The organism is Bradyrhizobium sp. 190 (assembly GCF_023073415.1).
Classification (GTDB): domain Bacteria; phylum Pseudomonadota; class Alphaproteobacteria; order Rhizobiales; family Xanthobacteraceae; genus Bradyrhizobium.
This window is the reverse complement of sequence record NZ_JADPJL010000012.1, coordinates 442,182-465,586: the sequence shown is the minus strand read 5'-3', so window position 1 is coordinate 465,586 and position 23,405 is coordinate 442,182. Positions and strand designations below refer to the sequence as shown.

The window sequence follows — 23,405 nt, the reverse complement described above, 5'->3', positions numbered from 1 at the left end:
GCTCAAACCCTTTCAATCGTCCGCCACCCGAACATCCCGGTCGGGCGGATAAACAGGATGACAAGCATGATCACGAACGGAAATACCGAGCCGACCGCTCCACCGACCACCGGGTCAACATAGGCGGTCACGAGTCCCTGTATGGCGCCGACGATCAGTCCGGCCAGCAGGACGCCGGCGATCGACTCGAATCCGGCCAGCAATGCTACCGGCAACGCGGCAAGTCCGATATCCGACGCCAGGAAATTCAAAGACTTGCCGCTGAGGTAGATGATCGCGCCGAGGGTCGACAACACGGCGCCCAACGCCCAGGCGAAGGCGATGGAACGCTTTACCGAGATGCCCATCGACAATGCGACCTGATGATCCTCCGCGACCGCGGTCATCTTGAGTCCGGCGCGTGTGTTGTTGAAGAACCACGACAGACCCAGTCCGACAACCACCGTGATGACAGCGCCGACCAGCAGCGACCGGGGAATCAGGACGTCGCCGATGATAACTGGTTTCAGCGAGAAAATGACCGGGAACGGCCTGACCTGCGGCCCGAACATCACAAGGATGAGACCTCTGATCAGGATCAGTAGGCCGATCGTCACCATTACCATCGCGAAGGCGGATTCGCCGACCAGACGCGAGAAAAAGATGCGCTCGATGATTAGGCCGAACAGCGCCGACAGTAACATCGCCAGCGGAAGGGCTACGACCAGCGGCAGTCCGGTCTCAATCACCATCCACCAGACGATGAAGCCGCCGAACACCACGAGTTCGCCTTGCGCGAAATTGAAAACTTTCGAGGCGCGGTAGATGACGATGAAGCCCATCGCGATAAGGGCGTAGAGCAACCCAACCAACGAACCGTTGATAAGATAATTGAGAAAGTCGATCATGACACCCCGCTCATTTTGCGCCGCGTTGGGGCCGGCGTGGCAACTGGCGGTGACGCGTCGATGGAGTGCACCAGCACGTTGGCTGCCATCGTCCCTTGACGTCCATCCTGGTACGTGACGGGGATCGCGAACGTCACACGATCCTTGCCGGCGTAAAGGCCGTCGATCAGTTCGGCATAGCGCTGCAACAGGAACTCGCGGCGCAGCTTGCGGGTGCGCGTCAATTCGCCCTCGTCCGGATCGAGTTCCTTGGGAAAGTTCGCAAAGCGGCGGATCTGGGCGTGGTCGGGCAGGAATTTATTGACGCGAACGATCTCTTCCCGGATCAGGTCAGCCACCGCCGTCATCTGCGACAGGTCGACGAAGGTTGAATAGCCGAGCCTGCGTTCCTCTGCCCACCGCGATACGACCTCCATGTCGATATTGATCAACGCCCCGATGTAATCGCGCGACGTATCGCCGAGCGTCATGACATCTTTGATGAATGGACTGAAGCGCAGCCGCGTTTCGATGAACTGCGGCGGGTAACTTTGCCCGGAGCTCAGTTTGGCGAGATCCTCGATTCGCTCGAGGAAAACCAGTTCGCCGGAACTGGTCACGGACACTGCATCGCCGGTGCGGTACCACCCGCCGTCGATTCGTTCGGCGGTCTTGTCGGGCTTGCCGAAATAGCCTTGAAAAAACGATCCGCCGCGTACCATCAACTCGCCGGCCGATGAAACCTGCCACTGCAGCGGTGGCATCTCGGGGTGGGCGTCCAGCCAGTGGCCGACGGTTTCCAGATCGTAGCGATTGCCCTGGTGGATCGTCATCACGCCGATCTCGGTCGAGCCGTAAAGGTTGCGCAATGGCACGCCGATGGCGTGAAACAGCCGGAACACATCGGGCGCCATAGTGGAGCCGCCGGACAGCGCGACCTTTAGGCGCGTCAGGCCGAGCTTGTCGCGCAACGGCTTCAGAACCAAAGCCTCTGCCAGCGGAAACGCCAGGCGGGCGGCAAGCGGCACCGGCTTGCCATCAAGGCGGCCGACGTTGACCTTGCGTCCGATATCGACGCCCCATTCGTAGATGCGGCGGCGGATCGGCCCCGCGTCGAGCATTTTCGCCTGGATCGTTGAGGCCAGGCTCTCCCACTGTCGGGGCGCGAACATCATCACCTCGACAGCGACTTCGCGGAGATTGGCCAGAACCTGCTCCGGAGATTCCGGAAAGTTGACAATCAGGGGCAACGTGACGCCGATCGTGATTCCGAACAGTTGTTCGGTCGCCCAGGCCGGCGCGATGTAGGTGAGATAGTCCATGCCCGGCGCGATGTCGGTGCCACTCACCAATCGATGCGCGTTATCCATCAGATAACGATGGGTCAGAACCACGCCCTTGGGTCGCCCCGTCGTACCGGAGGTGTAGGACAGTACGGCGATGTCGTCCGGTCGGCCCAATTCGAGAAGGCTGTCGAACAGCCCGGGCTCCGCGACATGCCGTATGCGTCCTGCATCTTCCACCAGCTCGAGCTTCATGAGGCTCGGCTGCCGGTAGGACCACATGCCGGTATCATCCCAGTAGATCAACCGGCGCAGCGTCGGCACGCTGCCGAGCATTGCGAGCCCCTTGTCCATCTGCTCCTGGTCCTGACCTATGAGATAGACCGCCTGGCTGTCGTTCAGCAGGTATTCGATTTCGCCGACGGTTAAGTCCGGGTAGAGCGAGACGACCTTGCCTCCGATCGCTAACACGGCTAGCTCGACCCAAAAGTTCTCGGGCTCGTTTTCGCCGATGATGGCGACCGTTTCACCCCGCGCTAACGGCATCGACTGCAAGCCGAGCGCCAGATTGCGGACCCTTTCCAGCACGTCGCCATAGCGAAATTTGCGCCAAATGCCCCGGTATTTGTGCCGCGCGATCAGCCGGTCAGGCTCCGCGGTGGCCCGCTCGACGAATGTTTGCGGCAATGTCTTCATCGTTTCGGCGGCCACTGTCATTTCTCGCCCAAGTAAGCCTTCATGACCAGCGGATCGCGCTGGATCTGCGCCGGCGTTCCGGTCGCAATCATTTTTCCGAAGTCCAGCACGTAAATGCGGTCCGCGAGGTCCATGACGACGCCCATATCGTGCTCGACAAGAACCACTGGAATACCGCGCGCTTCACGTACGTCGAGGATGAAACGGGCGAGGTCTTCCTTCTCCTCGTTGTTCATCCCGGCCATCGGCTCGTCCATCAGCAGGATTTTCGGCTCCTGCGCGAGCGCGCGTCCAAGGTCGACGCGCTTGCGCAGGCCGTATCCGAGGGCACCCACGGGTTGATGGCGGATCGCCTCGATTTCCAGCAATTCGATGATTTCCTCGACGATCTCGCGATGCTGCATCTCTTCCTTTTGGGCCCAGTGAAAATGCACGAAGGCCTGCAAAATCGAACTGCGCATATGCATGTGTCGTCCGATCATGATGTTCTCGACCACGGTCATGTCGGGGAAGATGTGCGTTCCCTGAAAGGTTCGCGCCAATCCGGATCGCGCAATGTGATGAACGCTGCGACCAACGATCTGCTCGCCATCGAAGACGATGCGGCCTTCCTGCGGCCGATAAAAGCCGCTCATGCAGTTCATCAGCGAAGTTTTGCCAGCCCCATTGGGGCCGATGATCGCGATAAGTTCGTCGCGTCCGATCTCTATCGAGACCTCATTCAGGGCAACCACGCCACCGAATGACATGCGCAGCCGGTCTGCAGTCAGAACCGGCTGCATGCCCTTCAAACCCGACCGTGCTCTGATCGCCGCTTCGGCCTGCATGTTTCCTCCGGGACCCCGCAATCGCTTGAGAGCGTGCTTATTTTTGCTTTTGATGACCCATCAGGCATACTATTTACTACAAAGTCAAATGCTTTTTGAATCATTCGACGGCACCCTGCGATCGATGCCTCGTCAAGATTAGGGCCGAATTGAAGAGGGTTCTGCTTCTTACGCGGCGAACGTGATCGTCCATCCAACCAACGCGAGGCTGGCGGAGGATGTCGATCTAGTTGTCAAGCACAAGTCGCCGCTGGTAATCGCCGGCGTCGGAAATCCGGCGCGCGTCGTCGATGCGATAAGGGGCTATGTCGGCGTGGTTTTCTCCGACGTTGCCTCGTCAAACATGCCCGACGCGTGGCAGAAGCCGGAGTGGATGGTCTGATTTTGCTGTGCGGCGGCTCCGGGGGCAACACCGGGTGGCTCAACCTGTTCGCGTTGGTCACCGCCCTCCGTATTCTTCGCCGGACCCCTCGTGCTCGCTGGAGCGATCTCGAACGGGCGCGTGATCGATGTTGCGGAAGAACTTGGCGCCGACTTCGCCTATGTCGATACACCCTTCATTGCGGCGACCCGCGAGCATAGCCGCCGACGACTACGGGCAGATGCCGATTGGACAGCAACGCTGAGGATATTCAGCTGACGGCTGAAGTCACTGGAATACCCGCCAACATGTTGCGCAAAAGCCTTGAACGCAGCGGCTTCAAGCCCGTAGCGAAGCAACGGTTCGCTCGCGACCTTCCTTCGGTCGCGAAAAGTTAGCTCGTGGCCAGCGCACCGACAGCGCCGCCCTTAAGGCCCTTGGAATTTGCCTAGGGCGAGACAGCGTGATCGAGAAGATCTGTAAAAGCCGTTGCGATTTCAGCGCCGCTCTTGGGTCCGCCCTGATCGAACCAGCGCGCCATCCAGTTTAACGCGCCCATGAAGAAAAAGACCGTCAACTTCGGATCGACCGGGCGGATACTGCCGTCAGCCATACCCTTCTCGATAATTGCCTCCATTTGATGCTGGGCCTTGTGGCGGCGGGCGGCGACAATCTTGCGATTGGCGGGATCGAGTGCCTGAAATTCGACTAGCACCGCACAATCGCCGATCTCGCTGTTATACGATTCGATGAATTTTGTCGCCCACGACAACAAGATTTCGCGGCCGGTCGTACCGGTCTTGTACGCGTGTTCGAAAGCGCGATCGCCCAGATCTTGCGATAACATGTGGCACTCGAATAGGATTTCCTGCTTGTTCTTGACGTAATAATAGAGGGCAGGCTTGGTCACGCCGAGTGTCTTCGCGACATCGTCGAGCGAGGTCGCGTGGTAGCCTAGCGAATTGAACGCGCGCGCCGCCTCTTTCAGCACTGCCGTGCGCTTTAAGTTGAATTGCTGATCGCGCGTTTGAACGGTCTCGTTCCATGTTGCAAGCTGGCGATTTCGAGGCGACACTGCACCACTCCTAAATTTTCATATCGAATACGGGAGCCCTTATCCCGATACAACTGGACTGATTTAGACGTCTTTTATGACCGCGAATATACATCGTAGTCAAAGGCTGCGGGCTATAATGAGCTTCTGGATGTTGCTTGTACCCTCATAGATTTTGCAGACGCGGACATCACGGTAATAGCGCTCCACCGGAAAATCTCTCAGATAGCCGTACCCACCGTGGATCTGTAGCGCTTCGGAGCACACTTTCTCGGCCATTTCGCTCGCGAATAGCTTCGCAATTGCAGCTTCCTTGAAGCAGGGCACGCCGGCCTCAAGCAAGCGTGCAGCGTAAGTATAGTATTGTCTGGCGACGTCGATCTGCGCCGCCATATCGGCTAGGGTGAAACTGACGCCTTGTAGATCCATGATCGATTTACCTGCAACTTCGCGGTCGCGCGCATACTGTACGGCGGCTCCCAATGCAGCCTGAGCGATGCCGACCGCCTGCGCAGCGATTGCGATGCGCCCATCGGAAAGACCCGACATCGTGATGCCGTAGCCACCATCAAGCGGGCCAAGGATATTTTCCTTAGGGATGCGAAGGTCGTCGAGCTGAATTTGGGCGATGTGCGCGGTCCGCTGCCCCAGTTTGTCCTCGACGCGGCTGACGACGTAGCCTTTGACGGGCGGCTCGACCAAGAACGTGGTGAAGCCCTGCTTGCCTGCATCGGGATTGGTGCGCGCGACGATGATCGCCACGCCAGCCTCGCTGCCGTTGGAGATAAACTGCTTGGTTCCGTTGATCACGAAATCGTCGCCGTCGCGGCGCGCTGAGGTCCGGAGCGCCGAAGTATCTGAACCCGCCTGTGGCTCAGTAATCAGGAAGGCGCCGATCTTCTCGCCAGAAGCCATCGCCGGAAGAAGTCGTTTCTTTTGCTCGGCAGTACCGTTTCTTACGATGACATGCCCCGGGCCGAGGCTATGAACATGAACGATCGTTCCAACGCCGGCGTCCGCAGCGGAGAGTTCCTCGATCGCGAGACAGTAGGCGAGAAACCCCGCCCCCGATCCACCAAATTCCTCGGGAATTGTCATGCCCATGAAACCCTGAGCCGCAAGCGTCTTGAGTTCTCCGGCCGGCCACGTTGACGTGCGATCTCGTTCGGCAGCGGTTGGGGTAAGAACGTCGCGCGCGATTTTGCGAGCTGAGGCGCGGATCATGCGTTGCTGGTCAGACAAGAACATGTCTGATTTCATGTCGCTGAAATGCTCGTTCATGACTATATCCGCAATAGGCTGACTTTTTTACGAGAGAATACACGTATTTACTCGTCGGTCAAATATTTTGACGAACCAAGTTGGAGTTCAGTGCCGTCCGGCGAACTCCTGGCGGAGGAGACTCTATTCTCGATTGATTATCGTCATGCCAAATGTGGATTTGAACGTTGAAGCTCGAGACGTTTGGTAAGCCACGTGCGAGGCCAGCCGAGAATAGATTAGGCCGCCAGACCTCCCTCACAAGCCGTGCGCGGCGTCGCTGCAGGCGGCGCTGGGAGACCCAACCATTGTCGTCTGTCCCTCTGCGGTAAAGAGCTGACCGAGGTAACGAGTGTGGGATCGCCCGCACCTCTCTCCGTTTTCCCGCAGATTGAGAAGGATAGAAGGTGAGCTATGGCGAGCTAGACAGCCAATCTGAGCGATTCTTTGCCCTAGTCGAGGCAACGGTTCGCCTTCCTCCGGGCACGGAGCGACGCAGCGCATTCAGGGATATACCCGACTAGGGATCACGCATCGAAAGCATGAGGGCGTCCGGACGATCTTCACTATTCGGAGACATTTACGCAATTATTCCAGCTGCACTGGCGCAGGATTCAGTTCCGCCATCAGCGGCAAGCAACGAAGTCCCCCCGATGACCCGCCTTCAGTCGTCTATCAATCCTGTCCCGGCTACTTTGTCCCCGATTTTCCGTATCCGAATCCGGTGATCGGAAAGCAAACCGACGTTAGTGCAATTCAAATCGCAAGCCGTGAAGACCCTAACGACGTGGCTATGACTTTGCGCCCCTCTCTGGCGACAGAGGAAGAATCACGTGTTCGCTGACTTCATATGCGCCAATGACATTAATGCCAGCTGATTTTTCTATGGAGGCAGTCTCGTCGAATGTTTCCCCTACTTCACGGGCTAGGAAGACTTCGAGCACTGCATCTATCACCTGAACGCCGGCGGGGACGGTTGTGTCGACCCGAAAATCCCTGTTTATGATGCGGTTGACGCGGAAGCTTCCTCCAGTTGGGGACATGATCTCGGATAGTGCTACCTGCAGCTTCTCGAGAGCGCTATCTGTTCCCCGGATGAGGTCCATGAGCTTGCGGCCGTTGAGCCAGAGATCGAAGCCGCCAGGTTGAAATACCGGCGCCAATTAGCCCGGGTTTTCGAGACGATCACCGAGCAGGGCATTCGCGGGCAGGAAATGCCGCGGCAGGATCTCCAGGCGTCTGCCGCGTGCATTGTCGGTTCGCTCTTCGAGGGTCTGTTAGGGCCGCTCGCATCCGATGCCTTGTCCAGCGACGACGACCGACACCAACAAGCGATTGCGATCGTCGGCTTCTGTGAGGTGTGTGCGGGCGAGACACCTCATTTGCCCCGAAACATCAGGCCTAACCTGTCGCCTCCCCGGTCACGAGCGCAACGCAAGTCCGTACCTTCGTCACCGGTCCACTCCGGTCATTGCTCGTGCCGGAGCCTGCCTCCCGGCGATGGAAACCTCTCCGTGATTGCTTGCGCCCTCCGGCGCGCCGACGCTTTGGATCAGGCCCTCCAGCGCAGCCTTGATCAGCAACGCGGTGTAGCGTGATAAGGACCGGCACATCGTGATGGTCCCACCGACGACGTAGAAATTGTCCTGGCACGTGGTGCCGAACATGTTGCGGAGCTCGCCGTCCGCACCGATGCCCCAGATCGGTCCGACCCGTTCGGCCACCTCGTCGCCGAGCAGTGCGCGGACGGCCTCCTGTAGAGGCTTCCAGCCCGTCGCGAGAACGAGCAGGTCGACGTTCATGCGCGAGCCGTCGGAGAACACGGCTTCCGCACCCTCGAGCCGATCGATCTCAACTCCCGGCTTCAGCTTGATGCGACCGTCGGCGATGAGGTCGGACGCGCCGACGTTGAGATAATAGCCGCTGAGACGTCGCAATAGCTTCAGGAAGAAGCCGGTATCGTCTTCGCCATTGTCGAGCGCGAAGCCGACCTTTCGCAGGCGGTCGTGCAGGTCACGGTCCTCGAATGCCATTTGCCGGCTCAGAGGTCCGTGGAGGCGGCGAACGAGGTCGTAGGGCACCGACGCGCCCATAATGTCGATGTCCTCGATCGGCCGGACGCCCTCATTGCTGCGAAACAGCTGGGTGGCCTTCGCCGCGCTGGGTACGATGCTGACGACCGTCGTCGAGGAGCGCTGCAGCATTGTGACCTCGGCACCTCGCATGTAGAGGTCCTGCGCGATGTCGTGGGCGCTGGTGCCGGCGCCGACGACCAGCGCCGATTTGCCCTGGGTAGCCACATCGTCCGTCCGCCCGCTCGAATGGATGATGGCGCCCTTGAACGCCTCAAGACCCTCGATGTGCGGAATGTTCGGAAGACCGCTGACACCGATCGCCATGACAAGGTGGATCGGCCGCAAGACGCGCACGCTGCCATCGGATGTCCTGAGCCGCGCGGTCCACTGTCGGTCGGCGCCGTCGTAGGTCGCGCCAAGGAATTCCGTACGCGTCCAGATGTTGAGCTCCATCACGTCGGCGTAGAATTCCATCCAGTTGGCGAGTTTATCCTTGGGCAGGTAGACGGGCCAACTGTCGGGAAATGACAGGTATGGAAAGTGGTTGCTTGCGATCTCGTTGTGCAGCGTGAGTGAGTGATATCGCTTCCGCCAGACGTCGCCGACCCGTTCGTCGCGATCCACCACCAGCGCGTCGACGTCAAGGTGCCGCAACCGTGCCGCCAGCATGAGCCCCGCCTGGCCCGCGCCAATGATGAGGACCTCGGGGTCCCGATCGCGATAGGCGACGGCCGCGCCCCGACGATCGAGCCAATTGTCGGCCCCGGCCTCCACGGCTCTCATGAAAGTCTCGTCGCGGTTCGCGCGCCCGCGTTCGGGAAAGTTCTTCAGGTCAAGCATGGCAGTGAGAACCGTCACGGCCCGGAAGCCGGCCCGGCCCGCCTCAGTGACGGGGACGAGGCGCAGGTATCCGCGCGCGGAGGCAAGCTCGGTCTCGAACGTGAAGAAGCCTTCGACCGTCGGGCCAAACTCACCGAGTACGCCCGTCGTGGTGCGGCCCTGAAGGCGAAAGTTGCGGCAGCGTGTCGTAGAGCCGACGCCCGTCAGGCCGCCTTGCACCTCGGAGAGACCGTGAAACGTCTTGAGCTCCCAGGTCAGCGCGAGAAGGTCGCGCCAGTATCCGTCGGGATGGAACAGGTCCGCGAGAGTGGACATGCCGTCGCCAGCCAGCGTGGTTTCGAAATCGGCGAGCCACTTCGTGACGGCCATATCCCGATGCTCTTCGGTTTTCTCCGCGATACCCATCGGCTGCTCACTCCTTATGCCATCTCTTCAATTTATTCACGTACGGTGGAGTGCGACGGCCCGCTCACCGCCGCGCCGCCCGCGTTCCGATCCGCCGCGCTTTATCGCTTCAGGCTAACTACCGAGCCAGCGTCGATGCGCGGCTGCGATCATGCTTTGCCACCGATCGCGTCGTGGGCAGGTAACGCGGGGGTCTTGGTACCCGGTGCGACGGGAACGTCGTCCTGGAATCCCGTTCCGAACAGCCGGGCGATGACGACGCTTGCGACGGTCCCGACGCCGAGCGGAATGAGCAGCAGCAGGAAGATCTCATAGAGCGGAAGCTTCATCGCGATCAGAATGCCGCCGAGCACGGGACCGCTCACCGAACCGACGCGCCCGGCAGCGAAGGCCCAGCCGGACCCATTGGCGCGGAAAGCGGTTGGATAGATTAGCGCCGATGCTGCATTAAGCCCGAGTTGCAGGCCGAGAAGGCAGAATCCGGCGAAGAAAACGGCGGTCATCAGCAGCGGCTCGATGCCGGTGAGGAAGCCCAATGAGCCAACGATCGGAAGCGATAGCGCGAACAGCATCGCCACTGGCGTGAAGCCGTACTTATCGAGCGGTCGGGCGAGCGCCAGACCGCCGACCGTGCCGCCGAACTGGAAGATCGAGGTGGCGATCGCTGCATGCGAGGTCGGCACTTGCGCAGTCGCAAGCACCGTGGGCAGCCAGCTATTGGTGAAGTAGAAAGTCATCTGGCAGCATATGAACATCACCCACAAGAGTGGCGTGAGATATGCAAGGCGGCCCGCGAACAGCAGCTTTGGCGTGAACCCCGAAAATGCGGGCTCTCCCTGGACCACGAAGCGCGTCTCCGGACCGATACGGAGCGCCGGGTCGAGGGCGCGCACGATACGAACGATAGCCTCGCGCCTGCGGTTGTTCAGCACGAGAAACTTCAAGGACTCGGGCAGGAGAAAGATCGCAAGGATCGCAACTGCGGTCGGGATCGCGCCGCCGATGAGAAAGAGGACCTGCCACCCGTACTGCGGCACGAGCGTCGCGGAGACGAGGCCCGGGAGCGCGCCGCCGAAGGTGATGCCGGTGAACATGACGATGATCATCGTCGCGCGGATCCGGCGCGGGGCGAACTCCCCGTTCAATGCGGTGATGTTCGGGAGCAGTCCCCCAATCCCGATGCCGGCGAGCAAGCGCAAATAAATCAGATCGGTCACCGCGCCCGCCTTGGTGCACGCAAGCGTGAAGATGCCGAACATAAGGCATGAGCCGACGATCGCGACTTTCCGGCCGAACCGGTCGCCCACATAGCCGAAGATCGGCGAGCCGGCGAGAACGCCAACCAGGCTCGCGCTGAAGACCGGCCCGAGCGTAGCCATACTCGTGATGCCCCACTCCTTCACGAGGAATGGCGCGGCAAACGCCGCCGCAGTGATGTCGTATCCGTCGAGGAGGACGAGCAGAAATGAGAACAGCACCAACTTGATGTTGAAGCCGTTGATCCGGCGCTCGTCGATCAGCCGCGAAACGTCAACCATTGGTTGCTCTAGCATGGGTCCTCCGATCGGCTCTGTAGCCTTCTAGCGCCTTCCGGAGCTATGAAATCATGCGTGATTTGAGCTGATCATGCCCTTCATCCATCGCGACGATCCTGCCCGGTATTTCTAAGGCGCAGGCCAAGTCGGCCTTTGGCGCCATCCATTATTTCGCGCACCAAACCACGCCACCATATCGATGTCAAGACAACGATGTGTAAACAACGATAAATTCCGATATAGTATTTAGCCCATGCGGCGGGACAGCGATTGGTAAAGGGCTCCGAGTCGTCTATGCCTAGCGAACTAAGAGCAAGCGGAGTTCAACGACTATGGCGCGCAAAGCCCGCGGCCTCCGGCCAGCAAGGCAAGAGGATCAGTTTCCGCTAACGGACCTGGTAGCTTTCCGCGTGATCCATCTCGCCGATGTCATCAGCCGGGCGGCAACTGCTGTTTTTGAACGGCGGTTTGACATCAACAACTCCGAACTCCGCGCACTCATCGTTCTGCGCGAGGAACAACCGCTCACCGTGGCGGAACTCAGCCGCCGCGGACGGATAGACAAGGCTTGGGTAAGTCGATTGATCGACGGCCTGCACAAGCGCGGCTTGGTGAGCCGTAAAGGCCATCCGACCGACAGCCGGATGACTCTTATTTCACTGACGGCGGCCGGCGTTGAGATGATCCAAAAGCTGGCGCCGATTGCCTGGGAGCGCCAAAACCGCCTGCTTTCCGGGCTTTCCCAGCAGGAGGCTTTCCGGGTTATTGAAATTCTCGAGCGAAACGCCAATGATCTTCTGATCAACCCCTGATGTAACTACCCCGAATCGCGGCCCTCTCGCGATACGCCGTGACGTGGTCAAACCGGATCGCATTATTGCCGTCGGAGCTTGGTGTCAGGCTCCGCCCCTGCCCGAACCAGTCACGCGCGACGCTGTTCTGTTGCGATTTACTGTCCAGCTGTCTAGGAACGGACGACTTTCGGAGCATCATGAATGATTGCGCAGGACCACCTTAGGCGGGTCGCCGCCTGGTCGCAGGAGCTTGATGTCCGCGAGAGCGAGGTTGCCCGCACTGGTATCGTCGAGCGATCTTATGGTGCCGAGGAATGCATCTTCATGCGCGGGGACCGCTTCGATTACTGGGCCGGAGTGGTCTCTGGGCTTGCGCGGATGGGCGTCGTCTCCCGGGACGGCAAGGAAGCCAGTTTCGCCAGCCTCACGTCCGGAGCCTGGTTTGGCGAAGGCAGCGTGCTCAAGAACGAAGCGCGCCGGCACGACGTCGTCGCGCTGCGCGATTCCCGTCTGGCGCTCATGGACCGCACCACCTTCGTTTGGCTGTTCGAGAACAGTGTGGCATTTAACCGGTTTCTGGTACGGCAGCTCAACGAGCGGCTCGGCCAAGTCATCGGACAGGTCGAATATAGCCGCACGAGGGACATGACGACTCGTGTCGCCCGCGGTATTGCTTCGCTGTTCAATCCAGTGCTCTACCCGAACTTGATTGCGCATCTTGAGATCAAGCAGGAGGAGATTGGCGCGCTCTCCGGCATCTCGCGCCAGAACACCAATCGCTGTCTCAACCGGCTCGAGCAGGAAGGTGTGCTTCGCCTGGAATATGGTGGCATCACAGTGCTCGATGTCGACCGATTGCGTCATTATGGGGAGTGATCTTTCCCCCTAGCGTAGCGCAGTCAAGCTCATTGGTACGTTCGGCCTTTCTACCGACGTCTGATTTCCGGCCTAGCATTTGGCAAAAGAGCGAATATGTTTCGCGTCGATTGTGACGCCTTGCTCGTTGTACCGTTAGATGAAGCGAAATCCGGAATATCGGTCGTTCGCAATTTCTTCACAAATTTTCGCATAGTTCGCCGCGCCACCCAGAAATGGCAGGATTACCCGCGGCTTGCCGGGCACATTCGCGCCCATATACCAGGAGTTTTTCCCCTTCGGAATGAGTGTGCCGTTTCCCAGCTCATTCACCCGTGCCACCCACTTCTCTTCCGCCTGATGCTCCGCTTCAACCGCCACATACTCGTTCTGCTTCAAATAGGCGATACATTTGGCTATCCAATCGACGTGCAACTCGACGGCAGTGACCATGTTCGAAAGCACCGAAGGACTGCCTGGACCCGTGATCAGGAACATGTTTGGAAAGCCTGAGATTGCCATTCCAAGATAGGTCCTGGGGCCCTCGGCCCATTTGTCTTTCAATTTCTGCCCGCCGACGCCGGTGATATCGATCCGAAGCATTGCTCCGGTCATCGCGTCAAAACCCGTAGCCAGTACCAGCACATTAAACTGATGCTCTGCGGACTGTGTCCGGACGCCCGTCGGCGTAACCGTGACGATGGGGTCTGTCTGTATATCGACCAGCTTCACATTAGGTCGGTTGAAAGTCTGAAAATAGTCCGTGTCAACGCATATGCGTTTTGAGCCGATGGGGTAATCCTTCGGGCAAAGCTTGTCTGCAGTGACGGGATCCCGCACGATCTCGACTATCTTCGACCGAACAAATTCGGCCACGTGATCGTTGACTTCCTTGTTGGTAGATATGTCCGTAAACATGTTCATGAAGCCAAAACCACCGACGGCCCAACGCGCTTCGAATTCCTCTTGACGCTCTTCGCGCGTAACAGCGCTCCCGGGTTTCAGTCCGGCGTTCAAGAGAATTAAGCTCTTCGTTTCCAGCGCCTGAAGGCGACGTTCTCGATACGCCTTCTTCCAATCACGGGCGTATTTCTGCTCCATCTTCCGATTGTGGGCCGGAATACTGAAATTCGGGGTCCGCTGAAAAACGGTCAGATGGTCAGCCTGTTCCGCCAGGCGGGGCGTGGCTTGGATACCGGAAGAGCCCGTCCCGATGAGGCCAACGCGCTTGCCGGCAAGATCGACCCCGCCCTCTGGCCAATTAAAGGTGCGGTATACCTGACCCTCGAATGCTTCGAGTCCTTTCAGGGACAGGGAAAGCGGGACCGACAGGCACCCCGAGGCCATGACGCAGAATGGTGCTACCAGCAGTTCACCGGCCCTAGTAACAACGTGCCATTTCTTTTCGATGTCATCGAAAGTTGCAGCGACCACCTGCGTGTTCAGCTCTATATCCCGACGCAGGTCGAGTTTGTCGGCGACATAATTGATGTACCGGAGTATCTCGGGCTGTGCCGCGTAGAGTTCGGACCACTCCCACTCTTGCTGGATTTCGTCCGAGAAGGAATAGGAATACTGGAAGCTTTCGATGTCGCAGCGCGCGCCGGGATACCTATTCCAATACCAGGTGCCGCCGATAGCTTCCCCGGCTTCAAGCACGCGTACGGAATAACCTTCCGACCGCAGTTTGTGTAGCGCATAAAGCCCGCCGAAACCGGCCCCGACGACGATCACGTCGTATTCGCAAGCCTCCCGCGCGTGTTGCTTTGCATTCTCGGACATCAGACCCTCTTTCGTTCTTTCAAGACTTGTCGTTGAGCTGCCGCCGCTCTCGCTTGTTCTCGCAAGCACAAGCGGTCTCCAAAGGCGGACAGCGCCGCAGAAGTGGTGACCAGCTGTTCGTCGCTGCGAGTTGACGGTAGTTCGCTCGCGGCTCCATAAAACTGATGAACAAGGATAAGAATTAAACGGCGATTCTGTGCATCTCGCGCAGGTCGCGATCAATGGACATCTCGGCAAACGTGATGATCTGATCGATCATGATTTCGAGTTGCTGCGTCACACTGTCGGAGGAACAGAGGTCGTCGTCGAATTTTACCGCGGCCGTATTGATTGCGACCCCGAGCGGGACCGGCCAACCCCGCAATGCGTGCGTGATGGAACGTAGCGATGAGACGACGGCATTTGGGCCTTGCCAGCCAAATCCGCATCCGACTACGCCGACGGCCCGGCCATCGAGATAGACGCGCTCATCCGCGCGCATAGTCTCCATATAGTCGACGGCATTCTTGATCAGGCCGGAAATACCGCCATGATAGCAAGGCGAGGAAAAGACAACACCGTCAGCCCGACGAAGAGCATTAATCAGATGCCTCGCCTTGGGCACGAGGCGCTCAACCGGATTCGACGGATCGTAAAGCGGCAAGGACAAGAGGTCGCTTCCGCCGAACGTTAGAATTTCGGCTCCTCGGCGGCTTGCATGAGCCAAGGCTACGGCCAGCGCTTTTTCCGACGACGAGCCCTCGCGCGTGGTTCCTCCAATCCCAACAATAAACGGTTTGGTCTTGTTCATGTCAGCTCTCCACAGCGGAGGGATACGAAGCAATCGGTCGAGGTACTTCGCGGCGTGATCCACTTGTTGTCTGCTTCTTCGCAGCCGGCCCCAAAGCACACCGACGCCCTTCAATTTCGCATCGTACAAACGATTTTCGCACAGTGCAACACTTTTCATACTTTTTATTGCACTATCTGAAATTCTGCGCATAATAGCCAACGACGCAGTTTGGTCCGAGAGGCTCTTATTGCGCGCTTATCTCGTCTTTTCAAGACAATCGCGAGAAGTAGGATCCAAGTCTCTCCAAGCTAAAGGTTCATTCTTTCTCGTATCTTGCCATCGTTCGTATATTGGACAACAGGACGATCGGCGATGCGGGAAAGCTTCTGCAGCCGAGACGGGGAGTTAAGTCAGTGAAGCAAAAAAGTAAGTTCGACATCAGGGATCGTTCACTCGGAGGCGCAGAGCTGACCGAAACGTCCATTTTGGGTACGGAGCATCGGGTTCAAAGCGTATCCGCGCATGACGGCGCGCCGATCAACATCCACGTTTGGGAGAAGCGGCGCGCAGATCTCGACCCCTACCGTCTCTCGGCAGATGGCCGGATCGTCGTGCTCGCCCATGGCTCCCGGCGCTCGGCGCGGGTGGCGTTTGATCTGCCTGTTCCGACTGAATCAAACGAAGTACCCTTCTCCTTGATGGATGTTCTCGCGCTCGCGGGCTTCGACGTCTTCTGTGTGGATATACAAAATTATGGTCGATCGGACCATCATCCCTCGGGGCTCAAGGTTACGACCGAAGTCGCGGCCAACGACATCAGGCACGTCGTCAACTATCTCTGCGCCGAGCGGGCTGCCAAGGATGTTGTTCTTTTGGGTTGGTCCTGGGGTGCGACGGTTGCGAGCATTTATGCGGAGTCATCGGACAGTCGCGTGCGAAGGTTGGTGCTGTATGGCCCGAAGATCGAGCGCGTGATCCCAGGCTCCGGCGGCCCAATCGACGTTGATTTACGAGAGCAGTTTTTCACGAGCACGAAGCTGAGCTCGGATCAATCGTTTCAGTCCCAATACGGTGAAGAAAAGGCTCTCAAGCCGTGGTGGGACGAAGGACGAAAATGGGACGCGCAATCGCCAAACGGCGTCGCTGTTGATTTCCAAACCCGAATGCCTCTCTCGGATCCAGCGAAACTCACAATACCGACGCTGATCGTGTTGGGGGCCGGTGATTTCATGTGGGAAGAGAAGGACTCCCTGCTCAGGTACTTTGGAGCGATCGCGTCAACCGACAAGCATCTGGCGCTCCTCCCAAACGGAGGACACGCGCTCCACTTGCATCACGGACGCGAACAATTCTTTCGCCGCCTGATCGACTTCTTTGAATCATGAACGCTCCCATCGACAAACAAGTTAGAAGGAACTGAAAAATGAAGTTCGGGATCACCTATTTTGCGCAGTCGCAGGAGAACGAGACGATCGCCGCTGCGTTTCACCGAAGCATCGAATCGTGCGTGTCGGCTGAACAATTTGGCTTTTCTCACTTTATGATCGGGGAGCAGCACTTCACTCCGTACCTGCTCAACCCCGACTGCTTGCAATATTTCTCCTACCTTTCGGCCAAAACGAAGAAGATTCGATTTTGCCCTGGCATATCAGTGCTTCCCCATCATCACCCGATCCAGTTCGCCGAACGCGTCGCGATGCTCGATATCATGAGCGAAGGACGAATCGACATCGGCATTGGACGAGGCTATCAGCGCCGCGCCTACGACGGCCTCAACATCAATATGGAGGACTCTGCTGAGAGATTTGACGAGTATTTGCAGGTTGTGAAGCAAGCATTTTCTCCGGATCCGTTTTCATTCACGGGGACTTACTACTCGAACGTCGAACCGATCGCCGTTTATCCAAAGCCTACCCAACAACCGCACCCCCCGATCTGGGTCGCCGGAGTAAGCTTTCATTCCCTGGAGAAAATTGGCCGCCAGGACCATGGCTTTCTGAAAAACCCGTTGGACAATCTCGACGTTTGCAAGGGGCAGGTCGAAACGTACAAGGCGGCCCGCCGTGCGGCCGGGCTGCCTCAATCCGGCGATCGTATTCGAATGGACCGGATGACGGTCGTTCTTGACGAAACGAGTGAAGCCAGAGAAACGGCAGATCAGTTGATGCGACGCTTCCAGTCGCTTTTTTCCGGCGCAGTCGCGTACAAGCCGCCACCGGGCAAGAGCTACGAGCACTACGGCTCCGAACAGTACCGGAAGGACCGCAACATCAGCGGGGGGTATGACTTCGAGCATCAGGAATCATTTTCCATATTCTGCGATCCGAAGGCCGCGATTGAGCGCATCACTTATCTGAGAGATGTGGTGGGTATCACGGAGCTCAGCTTCGCGGTGGGAATGGCGGGCATGTCCCTTGACCTTCAGCGCCGCATCATGCGGACCCTCGCCGAGAAGGTCATCCCGCATTTCTCATGAGTAATCGCGCCGCCGAATATCGAGGCGGCCGAGAATTGCGGCTGGGCTGGCTAAATTCGATTGTCGCCATGGCCAAGCCGGATCGTTTGACCAGTGATCCTGTGCTCTCCCGAATTGCGCCCTCTGTCCAGCCGAGGTTTCTTCATGAGCCAGTCCCCTGCAGAGCAACCAACCAGCCCCGCCGCGCCTTCGATGGTGGAGTTTACCGCGACGGACTTCCGCCGCTGCCTGGGCGAGTTCGTTACGGGCGTTACCGTGATTACGACGGTGTCGCCGGACGGCACACCGTACGGCTTGACAGCGAATTCCTTTAGCTCCGTCTCGCTCGATCCGCCGCTGATCCTCTGGAGTCTCAGGCTTAACGCCACCAACTTCAAGATCTACAGCACTGCGGAGACCTTTGCCGTCAACATTCTTGCTGAAGACCAGATCGAGATATCCAATCGCTTTGCCAAGTCAGGTCCCGGCCGCTTTGAGGGCGTCGCGGTCACACGCGGCGGAGACGGCGTGCCACTCATCGACGGCGCGGTCGCGCAGCTTGAGTGCCGGCGCGAGTTCAGCTACCCGGGCGGCGATCACGTCGTGTTCGTTGGGCGCGTGCTACGGGTGCGCAACACCGATCGCAAGCCGCTTGCGTTGCGCAGCGGCGCCTACATGATCGTGCACCCGCACGCACCCCTGCTGTCCTCGGAGACAGATGAAAGCAACATCGCGACGTTGAAGGCGGTGCACGCCGCCAGACCAGTGATTGACGAGCTAGGCCACGAGATGGACCGGAGCATCGGCCTCGCGGTGTGGGGCAACTTCGGTCCCACAATGATCTGGTGGTGGGAAGGGACTAGACCTTTGCGTACCCGGCTCCGGTGTGGTCTCGTCGTCTCGTTATTGGAGTCCGCTACCGGTTCAGTATTCGCGGCCTTCGCACCGAGCGTGGTCACGGCGCCCTTCATCGATGAGGAACTGGCCGCCGCGGCGAAACGTGGCGACCCGTTGCGGTTCTCTTCGCGCAGCGAGTTCGCGGCCTGGTTGGAGAAAGTGCGGAAGACCGGCTTTGCCGCCTCGTACAACCTGACCGATCCCGGCATCACCGATGATCCGGTTAACTCGGTCAGCGTTCCCGTCTTCGACGCCGAGGGCGAGATCGTGTTAGCAGTCACGATGATGGACAATGCGGATACATTTGGCGAATCCGATCCGGCGATCGAGCGGCTAATGGCAGTTGCCGATAAACTATCTCAACGTCTGGGATATCGAAAAGACCGGCCCGCGGCCACCCGCTGAGAAATGGAATGCACCTCGGAGCACGCTTGATGGTTGATTTCGAGCTCAGTGGACGAGTGTTGGGCCGGCCGTAGCCGAGTTGGAGGCCCGTGGAGGTGCCACCGCTTGAACGACCCGGAGATGCCGCCACTTCGCGGCAGATCCGGACGCTTTGATCCGCCGTGAGCAAGCAGGCCTGGCCGAGCCCTGTTAACGCACGCTGCGATCGCCGAGCGGAGACTTCCAGCCTAATGCCAGATTATGCCCCCCAAGAGTGCTTGCAGCTGTGGCGGTCTTCGTGACCGCGACAGAACTGCTCAAGCAAGGTTCCTGGACCCGCAGTCACGCGAGGCGTCCGGCTACACGTGTTCCAACGTGAAGCCAACTTTCATCACGACCTGATAGTGATTGACTCTGCCATTCTCGATATGACCGCGCGTTTGGACGATTTCAAACCATCGCATGCCGCGGATTGTGGCGTTTGCACGCGTAATCGCATTCTGGATGGCGTCCTCGATGCTCTTTTCCGACGAGCCAACCAATTCCATGATTTTGTAGGTATGGTCTTGCATTTTCGCCTCCGCTTTTTTGAAGTCCTACTTATGAGCCTATCCCGTTCTCGACCCTTGGCATCATTGACGGTTCGCTCTCTGTATCGACGAATCAGCTGTTTTAAGCTATTTCAATGGAGAACGGTTTGCCGGAATCATGATCATCGACTGCATCGACTCCAAGTGTCCCCCGCTCGCGCCAATGAACTTCTTCCATTCAGGGTCGTTTACAGCCGCCGCGCGTGCCGCCGTCCGAGAATTCAAGTCTGGATAGGGCCAAAGATGACAGACTTCATCCTGTGAATTGCCCTCGCCACTCAACAATGCCGAAAGCTTGGAGTACTTCTCTCGATGTTCGATTGAACCAAGAAACAACCCGGTCCAGCGTTCGACCTGCGCAGGCTTAAAGCGATAGCGGCGCAATTCATACGTATTGGGACCGGTCGCGGGCCTGTGAATGCCTCGCATTAAGCGGAAAACACTAACTTCTCGATTTACTATGTCCGACGGCGTCGTCGCCAAATCCTCAGCGCGAGGCTGGTGATTGCGGTTTCCGGCCGCGCGCTTTTGTTCGTCGAGATCAACATAGCTCCGCAGTTGGATGATTTGATTAAGTGGACCGATCTCAGTCGTCCAACAGCCTTCGAGCTTACCGCAAGCGTCCTCTCGGATACCAGTTCCAGGCACGTAATCGCTTTCGATCACTTGGGCAACGGATCCGGGCCTGCAGGTTGTCGTAGTAATTTCACAAATCATAAAAGTCTCTTCTCCTGATTGCCTCGAGTCTTCCATCGTCGCTCGTGCGCTTAGGTCGATCAGCGTTCTTGCTTCACATGCCAGTCGGGCTGGCTGACATTTCGACGCATTAGCAGGCCACTATAGTTCGACCGCAGGCAGCCCTGCCCGCTTCCCGGTTGAACGATTGACACGCCAGGACCACGATCAGACCGCAGTCATTGGCCGATGGGAGGCCCGAACAACTTCCAGGTCCCACCTTCCAGTCGGATTAGCGTGACCTGCTTTATCGGATAGAAGTCCGCTGGACCGGTATTGATTTTGATGCCAGGCAAGAGGAGATCGAATGTAAAATTTTTGAGATTTGCCGCCTGTTTCATAATATTGGCCCGTGTTAAATCGTCGCCGCATTGGCGAATGACTTGCTCGAGCGTTTGAGCCATGGAGTAGCCGAATGCCGCTAACAGATCGTCCATCTTGGCTGAGTCAGAGACGTGCTTTGCAAGGAAGCTCTTGAACGTCTTCATTCCTTCGTCCTCTTTCCATTGAGGATCGGACGGATCCTTTAGGTATGCCGAGGAGATGATGCCTTCCGCCGCATCCAGGCCAGCCGGCTTCATAACGCTTTCGATCAAAGCGCTGGCATACGTTACAAACTTGAGTGGCCTCCAATCGAGTTCAGCCGTTTTCTTGATGGTTTGCGCAGCATATTTGGCGCTCGCGAATATCATCAGCGTGTCGGCACCCGATGCCTTCATCTTGACGACATGGGTATCGATCGTGGGCTCCGACACCTCGTAACTTTCTTCAATTGCGATCGTCGGGCCACCCGCTGCGAGGCCTTCCTTGTAGGTTTTCAGGGCTTCCTTGCCGAAATCGTCGTTTTGATAGAACACCGCGATCTTCGCGCCCGGCTTTACCTCGCTCAAGTACTTGGCGTAAGTGCGAGCCTCGGTTTGGTACGTCGGCTGCCAACCAATGGACCAGGGAAAGCCTGTGGGATCACCCCATTTTGTTGCTCCGGATGCAACAAACAGATGAGGCACCTTTTTCACGTTCAGGTACTTCTGAATCGCGGAGTTTGTAGGTGTCCCCAAGGCACCGAACACCAGGAGTACCTCGTCGCTTTCCACGAGCTTGCGAGCTTGCTCTACGGTCTTGGGCGGAGAGAAAGCATCGTCGTAACTGATGAAATTGATCTTTCGACCATTAATTCCTCCGCGCTCGTTCAATGCTGCAAAGTACGCCGCCTCGACCTTTGCGATGACGGACAGCGACGAAAGGGGCCCGCTGTAGGGCATAATGTTCCCAATTTTAATCTCTGCGTCGTTTGCTCCTGAATCATAATGCTTCTGCGCGTGCGCCGACGACACAAGGAGGGCGAGTATTGCAGCCGTTATTACCGTTGCCAGCTCGTTCATAGACATCGATTGGTCTGTTGCGCGAGGAAAGGCAAAGGCGAGAGTGCAGGATCGGACAGCGCGTGCAAATCTGACGATTACGCTCGTCACTCTGACGAGACCTAGCCTTTTCAGCGCTATGTCGCAGGTTCGAACGGCGTTCATGCACACAGAAGATGCTCCAAGGTTCGGCCTAGACCTTTCGAACTTCGGCATTGACCCATGGTGTTTGTCCCGCGTCATCCAAGTCCCCTCCATCATTTGATGCATCAACGCGAATTCAGGCTGACAAGAGCCTGGAATTGCACGTGCATGTCGTTTCGCCCCGCGCCTCTACGGAGTTGCATAATGGGCCATCGTTTGCATATTAGCATATAACTGGCGGCAGGCAATAGCCGTCACAGTTGCGCTCAAAATGGTCGAAACGACCAAAGCGCGGCGGGCTCGGGCAAATGGGAATGCGCTTTTTTTGAATGGATTTTTAGGTGAAAACTAACCGCTCTCGATCCAGGGCAGCGGCGAGATCTCGGCTATCCGGATCGAGGACGAATTATTGCATGACATGCAATCAACTATTCATTGGAGCATAAACGGTGACGTAGACCGGGCAACAGAGCCAGCGGCGGATAGGGCCGCTACTGCGACCCCTCTTGCCGTTCTAGACGAATAGATGAGATCGGAATCTGATCGCCAGTGCCATTGAGCACCGTAACCGCGACCTGATGCCGAAAGCGCAAGACTCAGTCAGCACGCAACCAAGTCACTCGGATGCGTGCAAGACTGGTCCAGGTATCGGCTAAGCCGCCGATGCGCAACGTACGAACAATATGAGATTGTTTTTCAAAGGAAGGGCCGACATCAGCTTGCGGCGCGAGCCGATCCGATGGTGATTTCAATTTTACCAAGGCCATCTATACCGCCGGTTACCTTGTCATTCGCCACGATCGCCCCTACCCCCGCGGGAGTACCAGTCATTATCAGATCGCCAGGCCTGAGAACCATTGAGCGCGAAAGGATCGAAATGATTTCCGGAACGGACCAGACCAGTTCTTTTAGGTCTGCGTCTTGCTTTAACGATTCGTTGACAGCGAGCCATATGCGGCCGGCGCTCAGGTGGGATACCGCACTGACTCTACGCAGCGGCGCAATCGGAGCTGATAAATCAAAGGCCTTGCCCCAGTCCCACGGTCGCCCCTTGTCGCGCGCTTCGAACTGAAGATCGCGGCGCGTGAGGTCGATCCCCACGCCATAGCCGAACACGTAGTTGAGTGCATCCGCTGGCGCCAAGTCGAAGCCCTCCCTGTCGATCGCAACAACAAGCTCTATTTCGTAGTGGAAGTTGCTCGTCTCCGGCGGATACGGGACTACAGCGCCGCTGTCGACAACAGCATCAGCCGGTTTGGTGAAGAAGAATGGCGGTTCGCGGTCGGGATCCTTGCCCATTTCGCGAACGTGCGCCGCATAATTTCGGCCCACGCAGAAAATTCGGCGCACGGGGAAGCGCGCCTGCTCGCCTTCAACGGCAACGGATGAGATAGCCGGCGGCGCGAAAACATAGTCGGTCATTTACGGTTACCC

The 23,405-nt window shown here is 58.0% G+C and carries 20 protein-coding genes; 6 read left to right on the top strand and 14 right to left on the bottom strand.

Going from position 1 to position 23,405, the window contains the following annotated elements:
* Positions 1 to 2 precede the first annotated feature (2 nt).
* Genes IVB22_RS11320 through IVB22_RS11310 form a run of 3 tightly spaced genes read right to left on the bottom strand, consistent with a single transcriptional unit; the run spans position 3 to position 3,672 of the window.
* Entirely contained in the window at positions 3 to 887 is an 885-nt protein-coding gene (locus tag IVB22_RS11320) for a branched-chain amino acid ABC transporter permease (protein WP_247517397.1), read from the bottom strand.
* Positions 884 to 2,860, bottom strand: coding sequence for a long-chain fatty acid--CoA ligase (locus IVB22_RS11315; RefSeq protein ID WP_247517396.1), 1,977 nt, complete (start codon positions 2,858 to 2,860; stop codon positions 884 to 886). The genes IVB22_RS11320 and IVB22_RS11315 overlap by 4 nt, the downstream gene beginning before the upstream one ends.
* Positions 2,861 to 2,862: 2 nt before the next feature.
* Positions 2,863 to 3,672, bottom strand: a complete 810-nt coding sequence (locus tag IVB22_RS11310; protein ID WP_247517395.1) for an ABC transporter ATP-binding protein — start codon at positions 3,670 to 3,672, stop codon at positions 2,863 to 2,865.
* 181 nt (positions 3,673 to 3,853) lie between these two features.
* Here IVB22_RS11310 and IVB22_RS11305 point away from each other — a divergent pair, with 181 nt between their 5' ends.
* Positions 3,854 to 4,054: a hypothetical protein gene (locus tag IVB22_RS11305; RefSeq protein ID WP_247517394.1), complete on the top strand. Its 201-nt coding sequence runs from the start codon at positions 3,854 to 3,856 to the stop codon at positions 4,052 to 4,054.
* A 427-nt stretch (positions 4,055 to 4,481) separates the two neighbouring features.
* Here IVB22_RS11305 and IVB22_RS11300 read toward each other — a convergent pair whose 3' ends face one another.
* From IVB22_RS11300 to IVB22_RS11280, 5 genes are all read right to left on the bottom strand, one after another.
* Positions 4,482 to 5,024 carry a TetR/AcrR family transcriptional regulator gene (locus IVB22_RS11300; protein ID WP_247517393.1) on the bottom strand — a complete coding sequence of 181 codons (543 nt, stop codon included), beginning with the start codon at positions 5,022 to 5,024 and terminating at the stop codon, positions 4,482 to 4,484.
* A gap of 183 nt (positions 5,025 to 5,207) precedes the next feature.
* Positions 5,208 to 6,335, bottom strand: a complete 1,128-nt coding sequence (locus IVB22_RS11295) for an acyl-CoA dehydrogenase family protein (protein ID WP_247517863.1) — start codon at positions 6,333 to 6,335, stop codon at positions 5,208 to 5,210.
* An 803-nt stretch (positions 6,336 to 7,138) separates the two neighbouring features.
* Complete coding sequence (locus IVB22_RS11290; protein WP_247517392.1) at positions 7,139 to 7,510, bottom strand: hypothetical protein; 372 nt, start codon at positions 7,508 to 7,510, stop codon at positions 7,139 to 7,141.
* A 288-nt stretch (positions 7,511 to 7,798) separates the two neighbouring features.
* On the bottom strand, positions 7,799 to 9,667 hold the full coding sequence (locus tag IVB22_RS11285) for an NAD(P)/FAD-dependent oxidoreductase (protein ID WP_247517391.1): 1,869 nt from the start codon (positions 9,665 to 9,667) through the stop codon (positions 7,799 to 7,801).
* A gap of 149 nt (positions 9,668 to 9,816) precedes the next feature.
* A complete protein-coding gene (locus IVB22_RS11280; RefSeq protein WP_247517390.1) occupies positions 9,817 to 11,205 on the bottom strand; it encodes an MFS transporter in 1,389 nt (462 codons plus the stop codon).
* 329 nt (positions 11,206 to 11,534) lie between these two features.
* On the opposite strand from IVB22_RS11280, the gene IVB22_RS11275 reads away from it, so the two are divergent.
* The gene (locus IVB22_RS11275; protein WP_247517389.1) at positions 11,535 to 12,014 is read left to right on the top strand and encodes a MarR family winged helix-turn-helix transcriptional regulator; all 480 of its coding nucleotides are present in this window, start codon (positions 11,535 to 11,537) and stop codon (positions 12,012 to 12,014) included.
* Between the two features lie 183 nt (positions 12,015 to 12,197).
* Positions 12,198 to 12,872, top strand: coding sequence for a Crp/Fnr family transcriptional regulator (locus IVB22_RS11270; protein ID WP_247517388.1), 675 nt, complete (start codon positions 12,198 to 12,200; stop codon positions 12,870 to 12,872).
* A 135-nt stretch (positions 12,873 to 13,007) separates the two neighbouring features.
* Here the strand turns inward: IVB22_RS11270 and IVB22_RS11265 are convergent, their stop codons facing one another.
* Both IVB22_RS11265 and IVB22_RS11260 read right to left on the bottom strand, forming a co-directional pair.
* Positions 13,008 to 14,633, bottom strand: a complete 1,626-nt coding sequence (locus IVB22_RS11265) for an NAD(P)/FAD-dependent oxidoreductase (RefSeq protein ID WP_247517387.1) — start codon at positions 14,631 to 14,633, stop codon at positions 13,008 to 13,010.
* A 181-nt stretch (positions 14,634 to 14,814) separates the two neighbouring features.
* Entirely contained in the window at positions 14,815 to 15,423 is a 609-nt protein-coding gene (locus IVB22_RS11260) for an NADPH-dependent FMN reductase (protein ID WP_247517386.1), read from the bottom strand.
* A gap of 395 nt (positions 15,424 to 15,818) precedes the next feature.
* Between IVB22_RS11260 and IVB22_RS11255 the strand changes: the two genes are divergently transcribed.
* From IVB22_RS11255 to IVB22_RS11245, 3 genes are all read left to right on the top strand, one after another.
* On the top strand, positions 15,819 to 16,790 hold the full coding sequence (locus IVB22_RS11255) for an alpha/beta hydrolase (RefSeq protein ID WP_247517385.1): 972 nt from the start codon (positions 15,819 to 15,821) through the stop codon (positions 16,788 to 16,790).
* 38 nt (positions 16,791 to 16,828) lie between these two features.
* The gene (locus IVB22_RS11250) at positions 16,829 to 17,881 is read left to right on the top strand and encodes an LLM class flavin-dependent oxidoreductase (protein WP_247517384.1); all 1,053 of its coding nucleotides are present in this window, start codon (positions 16,829 to 16,831) and stop codon (positions 17,879 to 17,881) included.
* 144 nt (positions 17,882 to 18,025) lie between these two features.
* Positions 18,026 to 19,162 carry a flavin reductase gene (locus tag IVB22_RS11245; RefSeq protein ID WP_247517383.1) on the top strand — a complete coding sequence of 379 codons (1,137 nt, stop codon included), beginning with the start codon at positions 18,026 to 18,028 and terminating at the stop codon, positions 19,160 to 19,162.
* Between the two features lie 338 nt (positions 19,163 to 19,500).
* Here IVB22_RS11245 and IVB22_RS11240 read toward each other — a convergent pair whose 3' ends face one another.
* The 4 genes from IVB22_RS11240 to IVB22_RS11225 all read right to left on the bottom strand — a co-directional run bounded on the left by IVB22_RS11240 (position 19,501) and on the right by IVB22_RS11225 (position 23,393).
* On the bottom strand, positions 19,501 to 19,713 hold the full coding sequence (locus IVB22_RS11240; protein WP_247517382.1) for a dodecin: 213 nt from the start codon (positions 19,711 to 19,713) through the stop codon (positions 19,501 to 19,503).
* A gap of 105 nt (positions 19,714 to 19,818) precedes the next feature.
* Positions 19,819 to 20,448, bottom strand: a complete 630-nt coding sequence (locus IVB22_RS11235) for an NIPSNAP family protein (RefSeq protein WP_249805171.1) — start codon at positions 20,446 to 20,448, stop codon at positions 19,819 to 19,821.
* Between the two features lie 197 nt (positions 20,449 to 20,645).
* Complete coding sequence (locus IVB22_RS11230) at positions 20,646 to 21,854, bottom strand: ABC transporter substrate-binding protein (RefSeq protein ID WP_247517380.1); 1,209 nt, start codon at positions 21,852 to 21,854, stop codon at positions 20,646 to 20,648.
* An 831-nt stretch (positions 21,855 to 22,685) separates the two neighbouring features.
* A complete protein-coding gene (locus tag IVB22_RS11225; protein WP_247517379.1) occupies positions 22,686 to 23,393 on the bottom strand; it encodes a fumarylacetoacetate hydrolase family protein in 708 nt (235 codons plus the stop codon).
* Positions 23,394 to 23,405: the final 12 nt, after the last annotated feature.

Coding starts and splice junctions, on each gene's coding strand:
- IVB22_RS11240 (WP_247517382.1), bottom strand. CDS start 19,713: ATGCAAGACCATACCTACAAAATCATGGAATTGGTTGGCTCGTCGGAA.
- IVB22_RS11260 (WP_247517386.1), bottom strand. CDS start 15,423: ATGAACAAGACCAAACCGTTTATTGTTGGGATTGGAGGAACCACGCGC.
- IVB22_RS11270 (WP_247517388.1), top strand. CDS start 12,198: ATGATTGCGCAGGACCACCTTAGGCGGGTCGCCGCCTGGTCGCAGGAG.
- IVB22_RS11250 (WP_247517384.1), top strand. CDS start 16,829: ATGAAGTTCGGGATCACCTATTTTGCGCAGTCGCAGGAGAACGAGACG.
- IVB22_RS11280 (WP_247517390.1), bottom strand. CDS start 11,205: ATGGTTGACGTTTCGCGGCTGATCGACGAGCGCCGGATCAACGGCTTC.
- IVB22_RS11275 (WP_247517389.1), top strand. CDS start 11,535: ATGGCGCGCAAAGCCCGCGGCCTCCGGCCAGCAAGGCAAGAGGATCAG.
- IVB22_RS11265 (WP_247517387.1), bottom strand. CDS start 14,633: ATGTCCGAGAATGCAAAGCAACACGCGCGGGAGGCTTGCGAATACGAC.
- IVB22_RS11235 (WP_249805171.1), bottom strand. CDS start 20,448: ATGATTTGTGAAATTACTACGACAACCTGCAGGCCCGGATCCGTTGCC.
- IVB22_RS11320 (WP_247517397.1), bottom strand. CDS start 887: ATGATCGACTTTCTCAATTATCTTATCAACGGTTCGTTGGTTGGGTTG.
- IVB22_RS11230 (WP_247517380.1), bottom strand. CDS start 21,854: ATGTCTATGAACGAGCTGGCAACGGTAATAACGGCTGCAATACTCGCC.
- IVB22_RS11295 (WP_247517863.1), bottom strand. CDS start 6,335: ATGTTCTTGTCTGACCAGCAACGCATGATCCGCGCCTCAGCTCGCAAA.
- IVB22_RS11285 (WP_247517391.1), bottom strand. CDS start 9,667: ATGGGTATCGCGGAGAAAACCGAAGAGCATCGGGATATGGCCGTCACG.
- IVB22_RS11245 (WP_247517383.1), top strand. CDS start 18,026: ATGAGCCAGTCCCCTGCAGAGCAACCAACCAGCCCCGCCGCGCCTTCG.
- IVB22_RS11225 (WP_247517379.1), bottom strand. CDS start 23,393: ATGACCGACTATGTTTTCGCGCCGCCGGCTATCTCATCCGTTGCCGTT.
- IVB22_RS11310 (WP_247517395.1), bottom strand. CDS start 3,672: ATGCAGGCCGAAGCGGCGATCAGAGCACGGTCGGGTTTGAAGGGCATG.